The organism is Pseudomonas sp. RW3S2 (assembly GCF_014268955.1).
GTDB classification, from domain to species: domain Bacteria; phylum Pseudomonadota; class Gammaproteobacteria; order Pseudomonadales; family Pseudomonadaceae; genus Aquipseudomonas; species Aquipseudomonas wayambapalatensis.
Genome location: NZ_JABWRM010000004.1, coordinates 86,515 through 102,466 on the forward strand (window position 1 = coordinate 86,515; position 15,952 = coordinate 102,466).

A 15,952-nucleotide genomic window follows, 5' to 3' on the forward strand; every position below is an offset into this window, starting at 1 on the left:
GCCATGCGTCGTCGTCGCCATACCGAGGAGCACGAGAACCACGAGCGCTGGCTGGTCTCGTACGCTGACTTCATCACCTTGCTGTTCGCCTTTTTCGTGGTGATGTACTCGATCTCCTCGATCAACGAGGGCAAGTACAAGGTCATTTCCCAGGCGCTGATCGGGGTGTTCAACGACCCCGAGCGCAGCCTCAAGCCGATCCCGATCGGCGATGAACGTCCGCTGACGATCAAGCCGGCAGAACCCTTGATCAAGGACAGTGACCAGGTCGATGCGGGCCTGGGGCAGACCAGCGTCGATCCGCTCAAGACCATCACCGACCAGGTGGACGCTGCCTTCGGCGACCTGATCAAGTCGAACCAGATGACCGTGCGTGGCAATGAGCTGTGGGTGGAGATCGAACTCAACTCGGCCTTGTTGTTCGGCAGCGGCGACGCCATGCCCAGCGATATCGCCTTCGAGATCATCGAGAAGGTGGCCAGGATTCTCAAACCCTTCGCCAACCCGGTGCATGTCGAAGGCTTCACCGACAATCTGCCGATCCGTACCGCCCAGTACCCGACCAACTGGGAACTGTCCTCGGCGCGGGCCGCGAGCATCGTGCGGCTGCTGGCGATGGAAGGGGTGAACCCGGCGCGCATGGCCTCGGTGGGTTACGGCGAGTATCAGCCGGTCGCCAGCAACGATACCGCTGACGGCCGGGCGCGCAACCGCCGGGTCGTGCTGGTGATTTCGCGCAACCTCGAGGTGCGCCGCAGCCTGACTGGCTCCGGCAGTGCCAATGCCACCCCGGACGCGGCGTTGCGCCGTGCTGGCACACAAAGTGCACCAGCTACGCCAGCCACGACGGTCGGGAGCAATCCCGTCAAATCTCCGTCACCGAATCTATAAAACCGTTCCCGGCGGGACATTTCGCCCATGCTGGGAGGAAGCAACGCACGATGAGAGTCTGGGCAGTAGCCAATCAAAAAGGTGGCGTCGGCAAGACCACCACTACCATCGCCCTGGCCGGCCTGCTGGCCGAGGCGGGCAAGCGCGTGGTCGTCGTCGACCTCGACCCGCACGGCTCGATGACCAGCTATTTCGGGCACAATCCCGACGCTCTGGAGCACAGCTGCTACGACCTGTTCCTGCACAAGGGCGTGGTGCCCGAAGGGCTGCCGGGGCAATTGCTGCTGCCGACCAGCCATGAGCGCATTTCGCTGCTGCCTTCGAGCACTGCACTGGCGGTGCTGGAGCGCCAGTCGCCGGGCCAGAATGGCCTGGGCCTGGTAATCGCCAAGAGTCTGGCGCAGCTGTGGCAGGATTTCGACTTTGCCCTGATCGACAGCCCGCCCTTGCTGGGCGTACTGATGGTCAACGCCCTGGCGGCCAGCCAGCAGCTGGTGATCCCGGTGCAGACCGAGTTCCTCGCGGTCAAGGGCCTGGAGCGCATGGTCGGCACCCTGGCGATGATCAACCGTTCACGCAAGCAGGCACTGCCCTTCCAGATCGTCCCGACCTTGTTCGACCGCCGTACCCAGGCCTCGCTCGGCACGCTCAAAGTGCTGCGCGACACCTACGGCGAGCAGGTCTGGCAAGGTTATATTCCGGTCGACACGCGCCTGCGCGATGCCAGCCGCAATGGTGTCACGCCCTCGCAGTTCGACGGCAAGAGCCGCGGTGTGACCGCCTACCGGGCGCTGCTCAAGCACCTGCTGACGTACCGCAACGCATTGCAGGTGGCCTGATGAACCGCGCTCCGCAGATCACCAGCAAGCCGCAACTCGCCCTGCAGTCCTACCTCGACGGTCTGTTGCAGGAAGCCACTGAACCGGCCTCGGTGCCCGAGGCGCCGCTGCCGGTTGCGCAGGCAGAGGCACCTGAGCCCAGCGACGAATTCGCCGCGGCCGTGCGCGAAGAGCAGGCCCGCGATGCGCGCCGCGAACCCGCGTCGGTGGTAGCGCTCAAGCCGTTCGCCGAGCCTGTGGCCAATGTCCTGCCCACGGTGTTGCCGCCGGTGCAGCCGGTGGTCAGCATGGTCGACGACCAGGTGCTGGCCGAGGCGGCCATCCCGGTGCTGACCGAAGCACAGACCATCGAGCCGGTCGCACCGCTGGTCGAAGTTCACCTGCCGGCGCCTGCTGCACCGGTTCCACCGGCCACCGCCGATGGTCGTCCGGCCTGGGCAGCGGAGCCTTTCGAATGCCTGCTGTTCGACGTGGCCGGGCTGACCCTGGCGGTGCCGCTGGTGTGCCTGGGCTCGATCTACAGCCTGGCCGGCCAGGAGCTCACGCCGCTGTTCGGCCAACCGGACTGGTTCCTCGGCATCCTCAGTTGCCAGGCCGGCAACCTGAAGGTGCTGGACACCGCGCGTTGGGTCATGCCTGACCGCTACCGTGACGATTTCCGTCAAGGCCTGCAGTACGTGATTTCCGTGCAGGGCTACGAGTGGGGGCTGGCGGTGCATCAGGTCAGCCGCTCGCTGCGCCTGGATCCGGCCGAGATCAAGTGGCGCAGCCAGCGTGGCCAGCGCCCGTGGTTGGCCGGTACGGTGATCGAACACATGTGTGCCTTGCTCGACGTTGCCGAGCTGGCCGAATTGATCGCCAGCGGTGCGGTCAAGCAGATGAATACCAAACACAACTGAATCGGCGCCGCAGCTGCCGCGGCGACAACGAGCACACCGCCAACGGCGGATTGAGAGGGCTAGGGGAATGAAAAAGTCGTCTGCACAGGGTTCCGAAGATCCGATCCTGCAGTGGGTCACCTTCCGTCTGGACAACGAGTCCTACGGCATCAACGTCATGCAGGTGCAGGAAGTCCTGCGCTATACCGAGATCGCTCCGGTGCCGGGTGCGCCGAGCTATGTGCTCGGTATCATCAACCTGCGCGGCAACGTGGTCACCGTGATCGACACCCGTCAGCGTTTCGGCCTGATGCCGTCCGATGTCACCGACAATACCCGTATCGTGATCATCGAGGCGGACAAACAGGTCGTCGGCATCCTGGTCGACAGCGTGGCCGAAGTGGTCTATCTGCGCCAGTCGGAGATCGAGACGGCGCCGAATGTCGGTAACGAAGAGTCGGCCAAGTTCATCCAGGGCGTCTGCAACAAGAACGGCGAGCTGCTGATCCTGGTCGAGCTGGACAAGATGATGACCGAGGAAGAGTGGTCGGAGCTGGAGAACATCTGAGGTGATCTTCGAGGCTGCGGTAATCCTTCTGGCGCTGCTGTGGGCGCTGAGCCTGTGGTTTTTCCTCAACTACAGCAAGCGCCAGCGCGAGATGGCCAGCCAGCAGGCCCAGGGCGATGCGCTGCGTGACCAGCGCATCAAGGACCTGGCCAAACGTCTGGATGATTACCAGAACGTCACCGTGCGCATGGGCGAGGCCATTCACGAACTGCGCGCGGCGGTCTCGCCGCTGCCTGACAGGCTGCTGCAACTGGAGCAGCGCGATCCCAACAATGTCACCTTCTCCCAGGCCGCCAAGCTGGTGGGGATGGGCGCGAGCGTTTCCGAACTCACCGAAAGCTGCGGGCTGACCCAGGCGGAGGCTGAGTTGATGAGCAAGTTGCATCGTCGGGAATAACGGTAAAACAAGGCGATCAATCGATCGCCTTGTTTCATTTCACGTTCGTGCCCACGAGTTGCTGCCTCCCACCTTCGCCACACGACCCAGTGGCAGCAGTTCGTCGGTCAGTTTCTGAGCCTGCGGCAGGTCGACGAACAGGTACGAGTTGACCCGCGGGATACCGCACAAGTTGTTGATCTGGCGCAAGGTTGCCAATCCCGGCAGGCGTTGGTCGACGACTTGGGTGAGCAGGGCGGGGCCGGTGAGCTCGCTCAACTGCTGGGCGTAGCGGTAAAAGCCGAGAGGGTCTTCGGCCACGCTGGGTTTGCTGTCGTAGAAATCGGGGCGGGCCAGGTAGCGGGTGTGCATCTCTTCGCTGATCGCTTCCAGCGTCGGGTTGCCCGGATGGCTGCCGATCAAGCTGTTGTTGAAGAGGCAGTTCATGCCCATCTTTTCGTTGGACATCGCAGGTGCCAGCAACAGGCCGTCGGGGGTGGTGCGCAGCTCGACTTGATCGACGGCTGGTGCAGGCTTGCCATCGACGATCTCGCCGGGCATGAATAGCGTATCGTCCACGTCAATGTATACGCCACCTTCGTGATAGAGCATCTGGTAGCGCAGCACATCTGCGGCCGAGGCATAGTTGCGCGCCACGCCGCCATTGCCGTCGAGGGCAGCCTGGTACTGCGCGTGGTACTTGCTCTGGCTGAAGCTGCGGAAGAACGCTTGCTCTTCCAGCGGCAGAACCTGTACGCCGGGAGCTTGTTCGTTGAGCAGGCGCAGATTTTCCTCGAAGGCCGCAGGGGACGCATTGGACAGGAACAGGCGTAGCCGATATTCGCTGTTCTGCAGGTGGCTGGCGTTGTTGGCCAGGTTGCGAATCAGGTCCTGGTCCATCACGTTGCCGCCGACCCATAGTGAAGAGAAGGTCTTGGGAATGGGCAGGCGATTCTCGGCAAGGGTCGGAAGTTGCACCGGCAAGGGAAGGTCGATACCCAGTGCGCGCAAGGTGCTGGTGCGCATGGCGTCGGTGACCTCGCGCGGACCTTCGACGGGCTCCAGGTCTTTGCTGTGGGGCAGGGCAACATGGCGGATCGGTTCAATGCTGTTCTCATCGCCTTCGATGATGAAGGCATTCTTTTCCATGTCATAGATCATGCGCACGTTGTAGCCGCCTATGCTGGCGTCCAGGTCGTCCAGCGAACCGTCGTACTTGGGGACGCGGATCACCGAGTCGGCGACGGTCTGATCGGCCCCCGGCAGTGGCGTGACCGAGCTGTGGTTGTGGAAGTAGGGGGCGGCATCCAGTTCCGGCAGGCGTGGCGGGCTGATCGGGCTCAGTGGGTAGCCGATCTGCTCGTTCAGGCGCCGAGGAGGGACGAAGCTTTCGCTCTTGATCTCGAACAAGGTCGTGCTCTTGGCCACACCCTGGGCAACCAGCGGCAGGGCATTGAACAGGCCCCAGGCAAGGTTGCTAACGCCTGCTTGCTGGTCCTGAAGATGCTTGCCGTTGATGACCTGGTCCAGGCCCAACCCTGCCTGTGCCAGCCCGCCGATGGCGATCAAAGGTGCCAGTCCGGGAACCACCAGGGTCAGGGGGGCGACCAGATTCAGGGTGGTGTTCAGATAGCCTTGCCACCTTTTCTTCGTCACCTCGCTGTCGCTGGTGATGAGGAAGTCCGCATCGTCGTAGGTACGCTGGCGTTGGCGCTTGGCCAGGGCCTGGAACAGGTCGCCCTTGATCTTGGGATTGTACTTGCCGGGTCGGTAGTTGACGTAGGTCCGTGGCGGCCAGGTTCCGTCGTCGTTGAAAAAACCATGCTCCGGTGGCAGGTTGTGTCTGGCGGGGTAGGCGCCAAGCCCTTCCAGGGCAGTGTCCAGACCGCTGAAATCAATGCCCTGAGGGCCATCGGCGAGGCGGAAGTGGCGCTTGAGTGCGTTACGTTTACCGGCGTCCTTGCACTGTTCGCCGATCCAGTCCTTCATCGCCTCTTCGCTGGCGAATTCGAGCAGCGGCGAGCTGTTGCCAGGCATGTACAGCACGGTGAGGTCGCTTGCCACATCATTGATGTACAACAGGTCGGTGGAAGCATAGCCATAGATGCTCAGGGTGCTCAGGCGCAGCCTGCCGCGCGGTAGCAACTTGGCTGCGCGCCAGATCAGCCGTCTTGCCGGATCGCTTAGGCTGCCTTCGCTGACCTGCTTGTTGCAGGCGGCGATGAAGTTGAGCTTGCAGGATTGGCCATAGGTTTGCAGATGGGCGGCCCAATAGGTGTCGAGCAATGCCTTGTACTGCGTGTGGTAATCCAGGGCCTCGATATGGCTTTGCAGGGTTTCGGCGGAGATTGTCAGCAGCGTCTTGGAGTCGAAGCGCGAATCATCGGTGCGGCGGAACAGGCCATTGAAGACGCGGTACCAGTCACCGTTGTGGCCAATCGGTGGAGAAGGCAAGGTGTCGACGATGCGGATCTTGCCTGCAGGCAAGGTTCCGGCCCATGGGTGCTCGAACAGCGCGTCGAACACATTGTTGTTTGACTCACCCTGCCAATTCATCAGCACCGCTTCGATCAGACTGACGCGCTGGATCACCTGCGCCAGGGGTATGCCGGAACCTGGTTCACGGACATGCAGGGTCACGACCTCGATCTGATCGGGCGCCAGTTGCACGCCTTGGGCGCGCAGCCAGGTCTGTATGCTGCGGCCGACTTCATGGTCGGGACGCGGAAGGTTAGCCAGATGGTCGCGTACGTACTGCACGCCGGCGGGGTTGATTCGAGTCGAAAGCATGACATCACCTTTTGGGCAGGGGGAGACCCAGCGTGGCGCTTTCGTGGCGACGGCAGTGGTAGATATCTGCGACCCTGCCTGTGGACGGGCATGCCATCCGCAGGTGGGCAGCGCTTTGGCGCCAACGGTTGCAGGGCGAGGGCCTCGCTGGCTTCTTCCACGGGCTGCAGCATCTGGCCAAAGGTGACGAAGCCTGGCCGACAGTAGCTGAACAGTGCATCGGGCCGGAAACGGGCGTTGCCCAGCAATGGCAGCGCATTGAACAGACCAAAGGCTTGCGCCTTCACGCCAGCGGCCTTGTCCGCGAGCGTGTTGCCGTTGATTGCCTTGTCCAGCCCCAGGCCGAACTGGGCCAGCCCTCCTGCGGCCAGCAGCGGGGTGAGTGCTGGAACCACCATGGCCACGGGGGCGAGCAGGGTCATGGCGGCATTGAGGTAGCTGCTCCAGCGCGCCTTGTCGATCTGGTGATTGCTGACGATCTGGCTGTCGGCATCGGCGTATGACCTTTGCTGCTGGCGCTTGGCAAGTTCATCGAACAGCGGTTCGGTAATGGGCGGGGTGTTAGATACTGCTGGCGTCGGGAAGGGGCAGGTGCGGTCCGGGGGTGATATCGCGCTCGCCTGGGGGCGTGTCGTCGAAATTCGCCGGTAGTTTGCCGCGCAACTGCCAGGCGAAGGCGATGATCTCGGCGATGGTCAGGTACAGGGCCTCGGGGATCTGTTCGCCCAGTTCCAGCCGGGCCAGCAGGCGCACCAGTTCGGCGTTTTCGTAGATCGGCACTTCATGTTCGCGGGCCAGGGCGAGAATCGCCTCGGCCAGTTCATCCTCGCCTTTGGCGCTCAAGGTCGGTGCCTGTGCACCGTCGTAACTCAGGGCGATGGCCTGGCGAGGGGCTTTGTTGTTCATGCGGTTTCGTCCACCCAGCGTTGTTCCAGTCGTGTACGCGGGCCTTGCGGCGGGGTGCCGGGGTGACAGGCCAGGTCACCCACATCGAGGCCACGGGCGAGCAGGCGTTCGCGCAGGCTGCCGAGCTGGCTGTCGATCAGTTGTGCGGTCTGTGGACGCTCGGCCCACAGCTGGCCGCTGAGGCGGCCCTGGCTCAGTTGTGCCTGTACTTGCAGCGGGCCCAGTGGTGGCAGGTCGAAGGCCAGTTCGATGCGCCACAGCGACTGCAGCGGATCACGCTGCTCGCGCTGCGGGTCGGCCTGCTGCTGTGGGGTGTCCTCGCGTTGCAGCTTGGCCTGCAGCGGGATGAACTCCTGGCCGTGGCGCAAGGGGATCTCGGTTTGCCAGGTGGTCTGCTGGTTGCCGCTCTCGGTGGTGCCGGTCTGCTGCAGGCTGGCCAGTTGATGGCTTTGTACGCGCGAGATGGCGGCGGCGGCCAGACGCAGCAATTGCTGCAGGTCGCCTTTTTCTTCCAGGCTCTGCAGCAGTCGCGAGGGCAGGGGAAAGGCACCAGGTTGAGGGCGGCTGCTGACCTGGTCGAGCATGCCCAGGGCACTGCGGGCCATGCCCGGCAGGACCTGAGCCAGGGCGGTGGCGGCCAGGGCCGGGTTGAAGGTCGGGTTGCTCGGAACACCTGGCAGGATCTGCGCCACCAGGCGCACCAGTTGTGCCTTGAGGTCCGGCGTGACAGCGGCGCCCAGCCCGCCGAGCAGCTTGGCTTCGAGAAACGCACCGCTGTTGTTCAGCGCCTGGGCGATGCTCTTGGCATCGCCCAGTTGCGTAGGGTCAGGCAGGCTGGCCAGCAGGCGTGCCGCCGTGGCACTCAGCTCGCTGTTGCCGGCAGGGGCACTGGCGATCTGCTGCAAGGCATTGAGCAAGGTTGGCAGCGAAGCCTGGCGGCTTTGTTGGGTCAGCAGTTGTTGGGCGATGGTCAGTTGATCCTGACGGCCACTCAGGGGCACGAAGCGCAGCGACTGGTCGCCTTGCACCAGCGCGCTGAGCAGGCTGCCGACCGCTAACGGGCGTGGGCTGTCGAGGGTCAGGGTGGCGCCGGCCTGGCTGCTGTTGAGCAGGCTCACCAATGAGCGGAACGCTGTGGCGCCCGGCAGCGCCTGGCTGGTCAGGACCTTGCCCTGCAGCAGGGTGCCGATCGGTATCTTGCCGGTGTCGAGCTGCGTGAGGGTAGCGATGTTGCTGGCGCTGGCCTGCTGCAAGACGACCGCCAGGCGGTTGCCGTCGGCTTGGCCGAGGGTGATCTGGCTGCCGGGGGGCAGCGGCTGGTTGGCGCTGGCCTGCACCTGGGCCTGGTTGCCGTTGGGCAGGCTCAGGCGCAACAGCATCATGAAGTCCTGGCCCACCTGGCGCAGGTTCAGCACTTCGGCCTGGGCAGTCTGGCCCGGGGGGATCAGGCCGGGTTGCGGTTGACTCAGGCGCAGCAGCTCACCGGTCAGGCTGGCCTTGGCCACCTGCGCCGCGAATGCGCTTTGTGCGCCGAGACTATTGATTTCCGTCATGATTGTATACAACCTGTCGAGCCAGCCCTCTTGGCAGCCGGGTGGCACATGTAATAATGCCGGGCGCGCTGCCACTGCCAGTATAACGGCCAGGGGCGGGGCGACTTGAGACAAGGGTGTTGATCTGCGGTGTTTCATTCGCGGGCAAGCCCGCTCCCACAGGGCCTCTGTGGGGGTGGGCTTGCCCGCGAAGAAGGCGCCACCGCTCGACACGCCACCAACAGCATTAAGGCGAAACCGTGACCCTCCACCTCCAAGCCGCGAACCTTGCCTGCGAGCGCGACTGGCGACTGCTCTTCGAGCACCTGGACTTCGAACTGCGCCCCGGCGATATGCTGCAGGTCAGCGGACCCAATGGCAGCGGCAAGACCAGCCTGCTGCGCCTGCTGGCCGGGTTGATGCAGCCGACTGCCGGGCAGATCCTGCTTGACGGCCGTGCGCTGGGCGACCAGCGCCATGCCCTGGCCAGCATCCTGCTGTGGATTGGGCATGCTGCCGGGATCAAGGAACTGCTGACGGCCGAAGAGAACCTTGCCTGGCTCTGTGCCCTGCATCGCCCCGCGACCCGCGAGGGCATCTGGACGGCACTCGAGGCAGTCGGCCTGCGCGGGTTCGAGGACGTGCCTTGTCACACGCTCTCGGCCGGCCAGCAGCGCCGTGTCGCCCTGGCCCGCCTGTACCTGGACTGCCCGCCGCTGTGGATCCTCGACGAACCCTTCACTGCCCTGGACAAACAAGGGGTGGCCCAGCTCGAAGCGCACCTGGCCGCGCACTGCGAGCAGGGGGGCACGGTGGTGCTGACCACCCATCACAACCTCGAGCGCAGGCCGTCGGGCTACCGCGAACTCAACCTGGGGCAGTGGACGGCATGAGCGTATTCCTTCTGTTGCTGCGCCGCGAAGCACGCCTGTTGTTCCGTCGCCCGGCGGAGTTGGCCAACCCGCTGGTGTTCTTTGCCATCGTCGTGGCGCTGTTCCCGCTGGCGGTCGGCCCCGAGACACAATTGTTGCAAACCTTGTCGCCGGGACTGGTCTGGGTCGCGGCCTTGCTGGCGGTATTGCTGTCGCTGGACGGCCTGTTCCGCAGCGATTTCGAGGACGGTTCGCTGGAGCAATGGGTGCTGTCACCGCATCCACTGCCATTGCTGGTGCTGGCCAAGGTGCTGGCGCATTGGACCTTTTCCGGGCTGGCGCTGGTATTGTTGGCGCCACTGCTGGCGCTGATGCTGGGGCTGCCGGTCGCCTGCCTGCCGGTGCTGCTAGGCTCGCTGCTGCTCGGCACCCCGGTGCTGAGCTTGCTGGGAGCGGTGGGGGCGGCGCTGACGGTCGGGCTCAAGCGCGGTGGTTTGCTGCTGGCGTTGCTGATTCTGCCGTTGTATATCCCTGTATTGATCCTGGGCAGTGGTGCGTTGCAGGCGGCGTTGCAGAATATGCCCGCGACCGGACACCTGCTCTGGCTGGCCAGCCTGACCGCCCTGGCCGTGACATTGGCACCCTTTGCGATAGCGGCCGGCCTGAAGATCAGCGTCGGCGAATAACGAGTCCCGGGCACCGAAGCCCGGCAAAGACCCTGGATGTACCCTGATGAAAATGAGCTGGACGTGGTTCCACAAACTGGGTTCCCCAAAATGGTTCTATGCCATCAGCGGGCGCATGCTGCCGTGGCTGACCATCGCTGCCGTGCTCCTGTTGCTGGTGGGCATCGCCTGGGGCCTCGCTTTCGCGCCACAGGACTACCAGCAGGGCAACAGTTTCCGGATCATCTACATCCACGTGCCGGCGGCGATGCTGGCGCAGTCCTGCTATGTGCTGCTGGCCGTTGCCGGTGTGGTGGGGCTGGTGTGGAAGATGAAGCTGGCCGACGTCGCCCTGCAGTGCGCCGCTCCCATCGGCGCCTGGATGACCGCAGTGGCGCTGGTCACCGGGGCCATCTGGGGCAAGCCGACCTGGGGTAGCTGGTGGGTGTGGGACGCGCGCCTGACCTCGATGCTGATCCTGCTGTTCCTGTACTTCGGCATCATCGCCCTGGGCCAGGCCATCAGTAACCGCGACAGCGCCGCCAAGGCGTGCGCGGTGCTGGCCATCGTCGGCGTGGTCAACATCCCGATCATCAAGTACTCGGTGGAGTGGTGGAACACCCTGCACCAGGGCGCCACCTTCACCCTCACCGAAAAGCCGGCCATGCCTGCCGAGATGTGGCTGCCGCTGTTGCTGACGGTGCTGGGCTTCTACTGCTTCTTCGGCGCCGTGCTGCTGCTGCGCATGCGTCTTGAAGTGCTCAAGCGCGAAGCGCGTGCCAGTTGGGTGCGCGACGAAGTGCTGAACAGCCTGGGCCGGGAGACCGTGCGATGAGTTTCGCCTCTTTCAGTGATTTCCTCGCCATGGGCCATCACGGCCTGTACGTGTGGTCGGCCTATGGCATTTGCCTGACGGTACTGGCAATCAATGTCGCCCTGCCGCTGCAGGCCCGCCGCCGCTACCTGCAAGAAGAGGCGCGCCGTCTGCGCCGGGAGAACCACCAGTGAATCCGCAGCGCAAGAAACGCCTGTTGCTCATCCTCGGCCTGCTGCTCGGCGTCGCCGTGGCCCTGGGCTTTGCCTTGAGCGCCCTGCAGCAGAACATCAACCTGTTCTACACCCCTACCCAGATCGCCAATGGCGAGGCGCCGCAGGACACACGCATTCGCGCCGGCGGCATGGTCGAGAAGGGCTCGGTGCAGCGCTCGGCCGACTCGCTCGACGTACGCTTCGTGGTCACCGACTTCAACAAGTCGGTGCCGATCACCTACCGCGGTATCCTTCCGGACCTGTTCCGCGAAGGGCAGGGCATCGTTGCCCTGGGCAAGCTCAACGCCGAGGGTGTGGTGGTGGCTGACGAAGTGCTGGCTAAGCACGACGAGAAGTACATGCCGCCCGAGGTGACCAAGGCGCTCAAGGAAAGCGGCCAGGCCGCCACTGCCGGCGAGGTCAAGCCATGAACGCTGCCCTGGTGATCCCCGAGCTTGGCCAGTTGGCGATGATCCTGGCGATCTGTTTTGCCGTGGTGCAGGCCAGCGTGCCGCTGCTCGGTGCCTGGCGCGGCGACCGCCTCTGGATGGGCCTGGCGCGCCCCGCGGCCTGGGGCCAGTTCGCCTTCCTCGCCTTTGCCTTCGCCTGCCTGACCCATGCCTTCATGACCGACAACTTCTCGGTCGCCTATGTCGCCCACAACTCCAACACCGCACTGCCCTGGTACTACAAGTTCAGCGCCGTGTGGGGTGCCCACGAAGGCTCGCTGCTGCTCTGGGCGTTGATCCTGGGGGGCTGGACCTTCGCCGTATCGGTGTTCTCGCGCCAGTTGCCGCAGGTGATGCTGGCGCGGGTGCTGGCGGTGATGGGCATGATCAGCACAGGTTTCCTGTCGTTCCTGATCATCACCTCCAATCCCTTCACCCGCCTGCTGCCGCAGGTGCCCACCGACGGTCGCGACCTCAATCCGCTGCTGCAGGACTTCGGCCTGATCGTCCATCCGCCGATGCTGTACATGGGCTACGTGGGCTTCTCGGTGGCCTTCGCCTTCGCCATCGCGGCGCTGCTCGGTGGCCGCCTGGATGCGGCCTGGGCACGCTGGTCGCGGCCCTGGACCATTGTCGCCTGGGCCTTCCTCGGCATCGGCATCACCCTCGGCTCCTGGTGGGCCTACTATGAGCTGGGCTGGGGCGGCTGGTGGTTCTGGGATCCGGTGGAAAATGCCTCGTTCATGCCATGGCTGGTCGGTACTGCGCTGATCCATTCGCTGGCGGTGACCGAAAAGCGCGGGGTGTTCAAGAGCTGGACCGTGCTGCTGGCCATCGCGGCATTCTCGCTGAGCCTGCTGGGTACCTTCCTGGTGCGTTCCGGGGTACTGACCTCGGTGCACGCCTTCGCCGCCGACCCGTCGCGCGGTGTGTTCATCCTGATCTTCCTGCTGTTCGTGGTCGGCGGCTCGCTGACCCTGTTCGCCCTGCGCGCTCCGGTGGTCAAGAGCCACGTGGGCTTTGGCCTGTGGTCGCGCGAGACGCTGCTGCTGGCCAACAACCTGGTGCTGGTGGTGGCCGCCTCGATGATCCTGCTGGGCACGCTCTACCCGCTGGTGCTCGACGCCCTGACCGGCGCCAAGCTGTCGGTCGGCCCACCTTACTTCGATGCGTTGTTCCTGCCGTTGATGGCGCTGCTGATGGTGGTGCTGGCAATCGGTGTACTGGTGCGCTGGAAGGATACGCCTGGCAAATGGCTGTTCGGCATGCTGACGCCGGTGCTGATCGGCAGCGCGATCCTGGCGCCGGTCGCCGGGCTGATCGTCGACGACTTCGACTGGCCGGCGCTCAGCGTCTTCGCCCTGGCCGCCTGGGTGGTGCTCGGCGGTGTGCGCGACATCCTCGACAAGACCCGTCACAAAGGCCTGCTCAAGGGCCTGCGCGGCCTGCACCGCAGCTACTGGGGCATGCACCTGGCCCACCTGGGGCTGGTGGTGTGTGCCCTGGGCGTGGTGTTGTCGAGCAACAACAGCGCCGAGCGCGACCTGCGCATGGCGCCGGGCGAAAGCGTCGAGCTGGGCGGTTACCACTTCCTGTTCGAGGGCGCCAAGCACTTCGAGGGGCCGAACTTCATTTCTGACAGGGGCACCATCCGTGTGTCGCGTGAGGGGCGTGAAGTGACGGTGTTGCACCCGGAAAAACGCCTGTACACCGTCCAGCAATCGATGATGACCGAGGCCGGTATCGATGCAGGCTTTACCCGCGACCTCTATGTCGCCCTGGGCGAGCCATTGGAGAACGGTGCCTGGGCAGTACGGGTACACATCAAGCCCTACGTGCGCTGGATCTGGCTGGGCGGCCTGCTGACCGCGCTGGGCGGTCTGCTCGCGGCGCTGGACCGGCGTTATCGGGTCAAGGTCACGGTGCGGGTGCGCGAAACATTGGGCCTGTCTGGAGCGGCGGCATGAAGCGTTGGATCATGGTAGTGCCATTGGCGGTGTTCCTGCTGATGGCCGTGTTTCTGTACAAGGGGCTGTTCCTCAAGCCCGACGAACTGCCGTCGGCGATGATCGGCAAGCCCTTCCCGGCATTTTCGCTGCAGAGCGTGCAGGGCGACCGGACCCTGACCCAGTCCGACTTGCAGGGACGGCCGGCGCTGGTCAACGTCTGGGGCACCTGGTGCCCGTCGTGCAAGGTCGAGCACCCTTATCTGAACCAACTGGCCGAGCAAGGGGTGGTGATCCACGGGATCAACTACAAGGATGACAACGCCGCCGCGCTCAAATGGCTGGCCGAATTCCACAACCCTTACCAGCTCGATATCCGCGACGAGCAGGGCACCCTGGGCCTGGACCTGGGCGTGTACGGCGCGCCGGAAACCTTCCTGATCGACGCCAAGGGCATCATTCGTTACAAGCATGTCGGCGTGGTCGATGCCACGGTCTGGCGCGAGCAACTGGCGCCGCTGTACCAGGGGCTGGTCGATGAGGGGCAGCCATGAAGCGTTGGCTTGCCGCCGCCGTACTCGGCTTGAGCCTGGCTGGCATGGCCAGGGCGGCTATCGATACCTATCAGTTTCGCGACGATGCCGAGCGCGAGCGCTACCAGCAACTGACCAAGGAACTGCGCTGCCCCAAGTGCCAGAACCAGGACATTGCCGACTCCAATGCACCGATCGCCGCCGACCTGCGCCGGGAGATCTTCCGCATGCTCGGCGAAAACCAGAGCAACCAGCAGATCATCGACTTCATGGTCGATCGCTATGGCGACTTCGTACGCTACAAGCCAGCGCTGACGGCGCGTACCTGGCTGCTCTGGTTCGGCCCTGGCGTGTTGCTGGCTGGCGGCTTCGTGGTGCTGGCGGTGATCGTCCGTCGGCGCCGCAGCCCGGTGGCGCAAGGCACCTGCGAACTCTCCGTGGACGAACGCGAACGTCTCGCCAAACTGCTGGATAAAGAACAGACCCATGACTGAATTCTGGCTGAGTGCGGGCCTGCTGTTGCTCGCCGCCCTGGCTTTCCTGATGATCCCGATCCTGCGTGGCCGCCGCCAGCAGGCCGAAGAAGACCGCACCGCGCTCAACGTGGCCCTGTACCAGGAGCGGGTCGCCGAGTTGACTGCACAGCAGGAGGCCGGGGTGCTCGACGCCGAGCAACTGGCCAAGGGGCGCGACGAGGCGGCCCGTGAACTGCTGTCCGACACCGAAGGGAGCGAGGCGCCGCGTCAGGGGCATCTGGGCAAGACCCTGCCGCTGGTGGCTGCCGTGCTGGTACCGGTGATGGCGTTGGGGTTGTACCTGCATTTCGGCGCCGCCGACAAGGTCGAGCTGACCCGTGAGTTCGCCGACGCGCCGAAAACCATGCAGGAGATGACCACGCGCCTGGAGCGTGCCGTGCAGGCCCAGCCGGACTCTGCCGAGGGCCTGTATTTCCTGGGCCGCGCCTACATGGCCGACCAGCGTCCTGCCGATGCCGCCAAGGCCTTCGAACGTGCGGTCGCCCTGGCTGGTCGTGAGCCCGAGCTGCTCGGGCAGTGGGCCCAGGCGCAGTACTTCGCTGCCGACAAGCACTGGAGCCCACAACTGCAGAGCCTGACCGACGAAGCGCTCAAGGCCGACCCGAACGAGGTCACCAGCCTGGGACTGCGCGGCATCGCTGCCTTCGAGGGCGAGCGCTATCAGGAAGCGATCGACTACTGGCAGCGCCTGCTGGCGCAACTGCCCGAAGGCGATGCCTCGCGCGCCGCCCTGCAGGGTGGGATCGACCGCGCTGCCGACAAGCTCAAGGCTGACGGCGGCAAGCCGGTGCGGACTGCGAGCCTGACCGTGCGCGTCGAGCTGGCCGCAGCGCTCAAGGACAAGGTCAAGCCGGACGACACCGTGTTCATCTTCGCCCGCGCCAGTAACGGCCCGCCGATGCCGCTGGCGGCCAAGCGAGTGACGGTGGCGCAGTTGCCGATCGAAGTGCAGTTGTCGGATGCCGACGCGATGATGCCGCAGATGAAACTGTCGGACTTCGCTGAAGTCCAACTGGTTGCGCGCGTATCGCGTGCCGGCCAGCCGACCCAGGGCGAGTGGATCGGCCAGAGCGCGCCGCTGGCTACCCGTGGCCAGCCAACCCAGCAGCTGACCATCGACCGCCCCGACCGATAAGAGATTG

18 protein-coding genes are annotated in these 15,952 nt (G+C 64.6%); 15 read left to right on the forward strand and 3 right to left on the reverse strand.

The window, feature by feature from the left end; translation table 11 throughout:
* Window positions 1-3 precede the first annotated feature (3 nt).
* The 5 genes from motD to HU748_RS07380 all read left to right on the forward strand — a co-directional run bounded on the left by motD (window position 4) and on the right by HU748_RS07380 (window position 3,573).
* Window positions 4-891 carry a flagellar motor protein MotD gene (gene motD / locus HU748_RS07360; RefSeq protein ID WP_186719866.1) on the forward strand — a complete coding sequence of 296 codons (888 nt, stop codon included), beginning with the start codon at window positions 4-6 and terminating at the stop codon, window positions 889-891.
* A 50-nt stretch (window positions 892-941) separates the two neighbouring features.
* Window positions 942-1,730 (forward strand): ParA family protein, encoded by a 789-nt coding sequence (locus tag HU748_RS07365; RefSeq protein ID WP_186666398.1) that lies wholly within the window; start codon window positions 942-944, stop codon window positions 1,728-1,730.
* Window positions 1,730-2,629, forward strand: coding sequence for a CheW domain-containing protein (locus HU748_RS07370; RefSeq protein WP_186666396.1), 900 nt, complete (start codon window positions 1,730-1,732; stop codon window positions 2,627-2,629). The genes HU748_RS07365 and HU748_RS07370 overlap by 1 nt, the downstream gene beginning before the upstream one ends.
* A 67-nt stretch (window positions 2,630-2,696) precedes the next feature.
* Window positions 2,697-3,176 (forward strand): chemotaxis protein CheW, encoded by a 480-nt coding sequence (locus HU748_RS07375; protein WP_016393802.1) that lies wholly within the window; start codon window positions 2,697-2,699, stop codon window positions 3,174-3,176.
* Between the two features lies 1 nt (window position 3,177).
* On the forward strand, window positions 3,178-3,573 hold the full coding sequence (locus tag HU748_RS07380) for a DUF2802 domain-containing protein (RefSeq protein WP_186709803.1): 396 nt from the start codon (window positions 3,178-3,180) through the stop codon (window positions 3,571-3,573).
* A gap of 39 nt (window positions 3,574-3,612) precedes the next feature.
* Here the strand turns inward: HU748_RS07380 and HU748_RS07385 are convergent, their stop codons facing one another.
* On the reverse strand, window positions 3,613-6,342 hold the full coding sequence (locus HU748_RS07385; RefSeq protein WP_186719868.1) for a DUF6543 domain-containing protein: 2,730 nt from the start codon (window positions 6,340-6,342) through the stop codon (window positions 3,613-3,615).
* A 128-nt stretch (window positions 6,343-6,470) separates the two neighbouring features.
* On the opposite strand from HU748_RS07385, the gene HU748_RS07390 reads away from it, so the two are divergent.
* On the forward strand, window positions 6,471-6,845 hold the full coding sequence (locus tag HU748_RS07390; RefSeq protein WP_186719870.1) for a hypothetical protein: 375 nt from the start codon (window positions 6,471-6,473) through the stop codon (window positions 6,843-6,845).
* A gap of 58 nt (window positions 6,846-6,903) precedes the next feature.
* Here the strand turns inward: HU748_RS07390 and HU748_RS07395 are convergent, their stop codons facing one another.
* Window positions 6,904-7,248 (reverse strand): EscU/YscU/HrcU family type III secretion system export apparatus switch protein, encoded by a 345-nt coding sequence (locus tag HU748_RS07395; RefSeq protein WP_186666388.1) that lies wholly within the window; start codon window positions 7,246-7,248, stop codon window positions 6,904-6,906.
* Window positions 7,245-8,801 (reverse strand): flagellar hook-length control protein FliK, encoded by a 1,557-nt coding sequence (locus HU748_RS07400; protein WP_186709806.1) that lies wholly within the window; start codon window positions 8,799-8,801, stop codon window positions 7,245-7,247. The genes HU748_RS07395 and HU748_RS07400 overlap by 4 nt, the downstream gene beginning before the upstream one ends.
* 239 nt (window positions 8,802-9,040) lie before the next feature.
* Between HU748_RS07400 and ccmA the strand changes: the two genes are divergently transcribed.
* From ccmA to ccmI, 9 genes are read left to right on the forward strand one after another with little or no spacing between them, the layout of a single operon-like run.
* Window positions 9,041-9,673, forward strand: a complete 633-nt coding sequence (gene ccmA / locus HU748_RS07405; protein WP_186719872.1) for a cytochrome c biogenesis heme-transporting ATPase CcmA — start codon at window positions 9,041-9,043, stop codon at window positions 9,671-9,673.
* Window positions 9,670-10,338 (forward strand): heme exporter protein CcmB, encoded by a 669-nt coding sequence (gene ccmB, locus HU748_RS07410; protein ID WP_186666383.1) that lies wholly within the window; start codon window positions 9,670-9,672, stop codon window positions 10,336-10,338. The genes ccmA and ccmB overlap by 4 nt, the downstream gene beginning before the upstream one ends.
* Window positions 10,339-10,384: 46 nt before the next feature.
* Complete coding sequence (locus tag HU748_RS07415; RefSeq protein WP_186666382.1) at window positions 10,385-11,152, forward strand: heme ABC transporter permease; 768 nt, start codon at window positions 10,385-10,387, stop codon at window positions 11,150-11,152.
* The gene (gene ccmD, locus HU748_RS07420; RefSeq protein ID WP_054895614.1) at window positions 11,149-11,325 is read left to right on the forward strand and encodes a heme exporter protein CcmD; all 177 of its coding nucleotides are present in this window, start codon (window positions 11,149-11,151) and stop codon (window positions 11,323-11,325) included. Before HU748_RS07415 ends, ccmD begins: the two co-directional genes overlap by 4 nt.
* Window positions 11,322-11,777 (forward strand): cytochrome c maturation protein CcmE, encoded by a 456-nt coding sequence (gene ccmE / locus HU748_RS07425; protein ID WP_186666381.1) that lies wholly within the window; start codon window positions 11,322-11,324, stop codon window positions 11,775-11,777. Before ccmD ends, ccmE begins: the two co-directional genes overlap by 4 nt.
* Window positions 11,778-11,788: 11 nt before the next feature.
* Entirely contained in the window at window positions 11,789-13,762 is a 1,974-nt protein-coding gene (locus HU748_RS07430; RefSeq protein WP_186720075.1) for a heme lyase CcmF/NrfE family subunit, read from the forward strand.
* Window positions 13,759-14,295, forward strand: a complete 537-nt coding sequence (locus tag HU748_RS07435) for a DsbE family thiol:disulfide interchange protein (RefSeq protein WP_186719873.1) — start codon at window positions 13,759-13,761, stop codon at window positions 14,293-14,295. The genes HU748_RS07430 and HU748_RS07435 overlap by 4 nt, the downstream gene beginning before the upstream one ends.
* Window positions 14,292-14,768 carry a cytochrome c-type biogenesis protein gene (locus tag HU748_RS07440; protein ID WP_186666379.1) on the forward strand — a complete coding sequence of 159 codons (477 nt, stop codon included), beginning with the start codon at window positions 14,292-14,294 and terminating at the stop codon, window positions 14,766-14,768. Before HU748_RS07435 ends, HU748_RS07440 begins: the two co-directional genes overlap by 4 nt.
* Entirely contained in the window at window positions 14,761-15,945 is a 1,185-nt protein-coding gene (gene ccmI / locus HU748_RS07445; protein ID WP_186719876.1) for a c-type cytochrome biogenesis protein CcmI, read from the forward strand. Before HU748_RS07440 ends, ccmI begins: the two co-directional genes overlap by 8 nt.
* The last annotated feature ends 7 nt before the right edge of the window (window positions 15,946-15,952 follow it).

Bases quoted from the DNA above. Each gene is read 5' to 3' on its own strand.
- motD (WP_186719866.1), top strand. From the start codon at position 4: ATGCGTCGTCGTCGCCATACCGAGGAGCACGAGAACCACGAGCGCTGG.
- HU748_RS07365 (WP_186666398.1), top strand. From the start codon at position 942: ATGAGAGTCTGGGCAGTAGCCAATCAAAAAGGTGGCGTCGGCAAGACC.
- HU748_RS07370 (WP_186666396.1), top strand. From the start codon at position 1,730: ATGAACCGCGCTCCGCAGATCACCAGCAAGCCGCAACTCGCCCTGCAG.
- HU748_RS07375 (WP_016393802.1), top strand. From the start codon at position 2,697: ATGAAAAAGTCGTCTGCACAGGGTTCCGAAGATCCGATCCTGCAGTGG.
- HU748_RS07385 (WP_186719868.1), bottom strand. From the start codon at position 6,342: ATGCTTTCGACTCGAATCAACCCCGCCGGCGTGCAGTACGTACGCGAC.
- HU748_RS07395 (WP_186666388.1), bottom strand. From the start codon at position 7,248: ATGAACAACAAAGCCCCTCGCCAGGCCATCGCCCTGAGTTACGACGGT.
- HU748_RS07400 (WP_186709806.1), bottom strand. From the start codon at position 8,801: ATGACGGAAATCAATAGTCTCGGCGCACAAAGCGCATTCGCGGCGCAG.
- ccmB (WP_186666383.1), top strand. From the start codon at position 9,670: ATGAGCGTATTCCTTCTGTTGCTGCGCCGCGAAGCACGCCTGTTGTTC.
- HU748_RS07415 (WP_186666382.1), top strand. From the start codon at position 10,385: ATGAAAATGAGCTGGACGTGGTTCCACAAACTGGGTTCCCCAAAATGG.
- ccmD (WP_054895614.1), top strand. From the start codon at position 11,149: ATGAGTTTCGCCTCTTTCAGTGATTTCCTCGCCATGGGCCATCACGGC.
- HU748_RS07435 (WP_186719873.1), top strand. From the start codon at position 13,759: ATGAAGCGTTGGATCATGGTAGTGCCATTGGCGGTGTTCCTGCTGATG.
- HU748_RS07440 (WP_186666379.1), top strand. From the start codon at position 14,292: ATGAAGCGTTGGCTTGCCGCCGCCGTACTCGGCTTGAGCCTGGCTGGC.
- ccmI (WP_186719876.1), top strand. From the start codon at position 14,761: ATGACTGAATTCTGGCTGAGTGCGGGCCTGCTGTTGCTCGCCGCCCTG.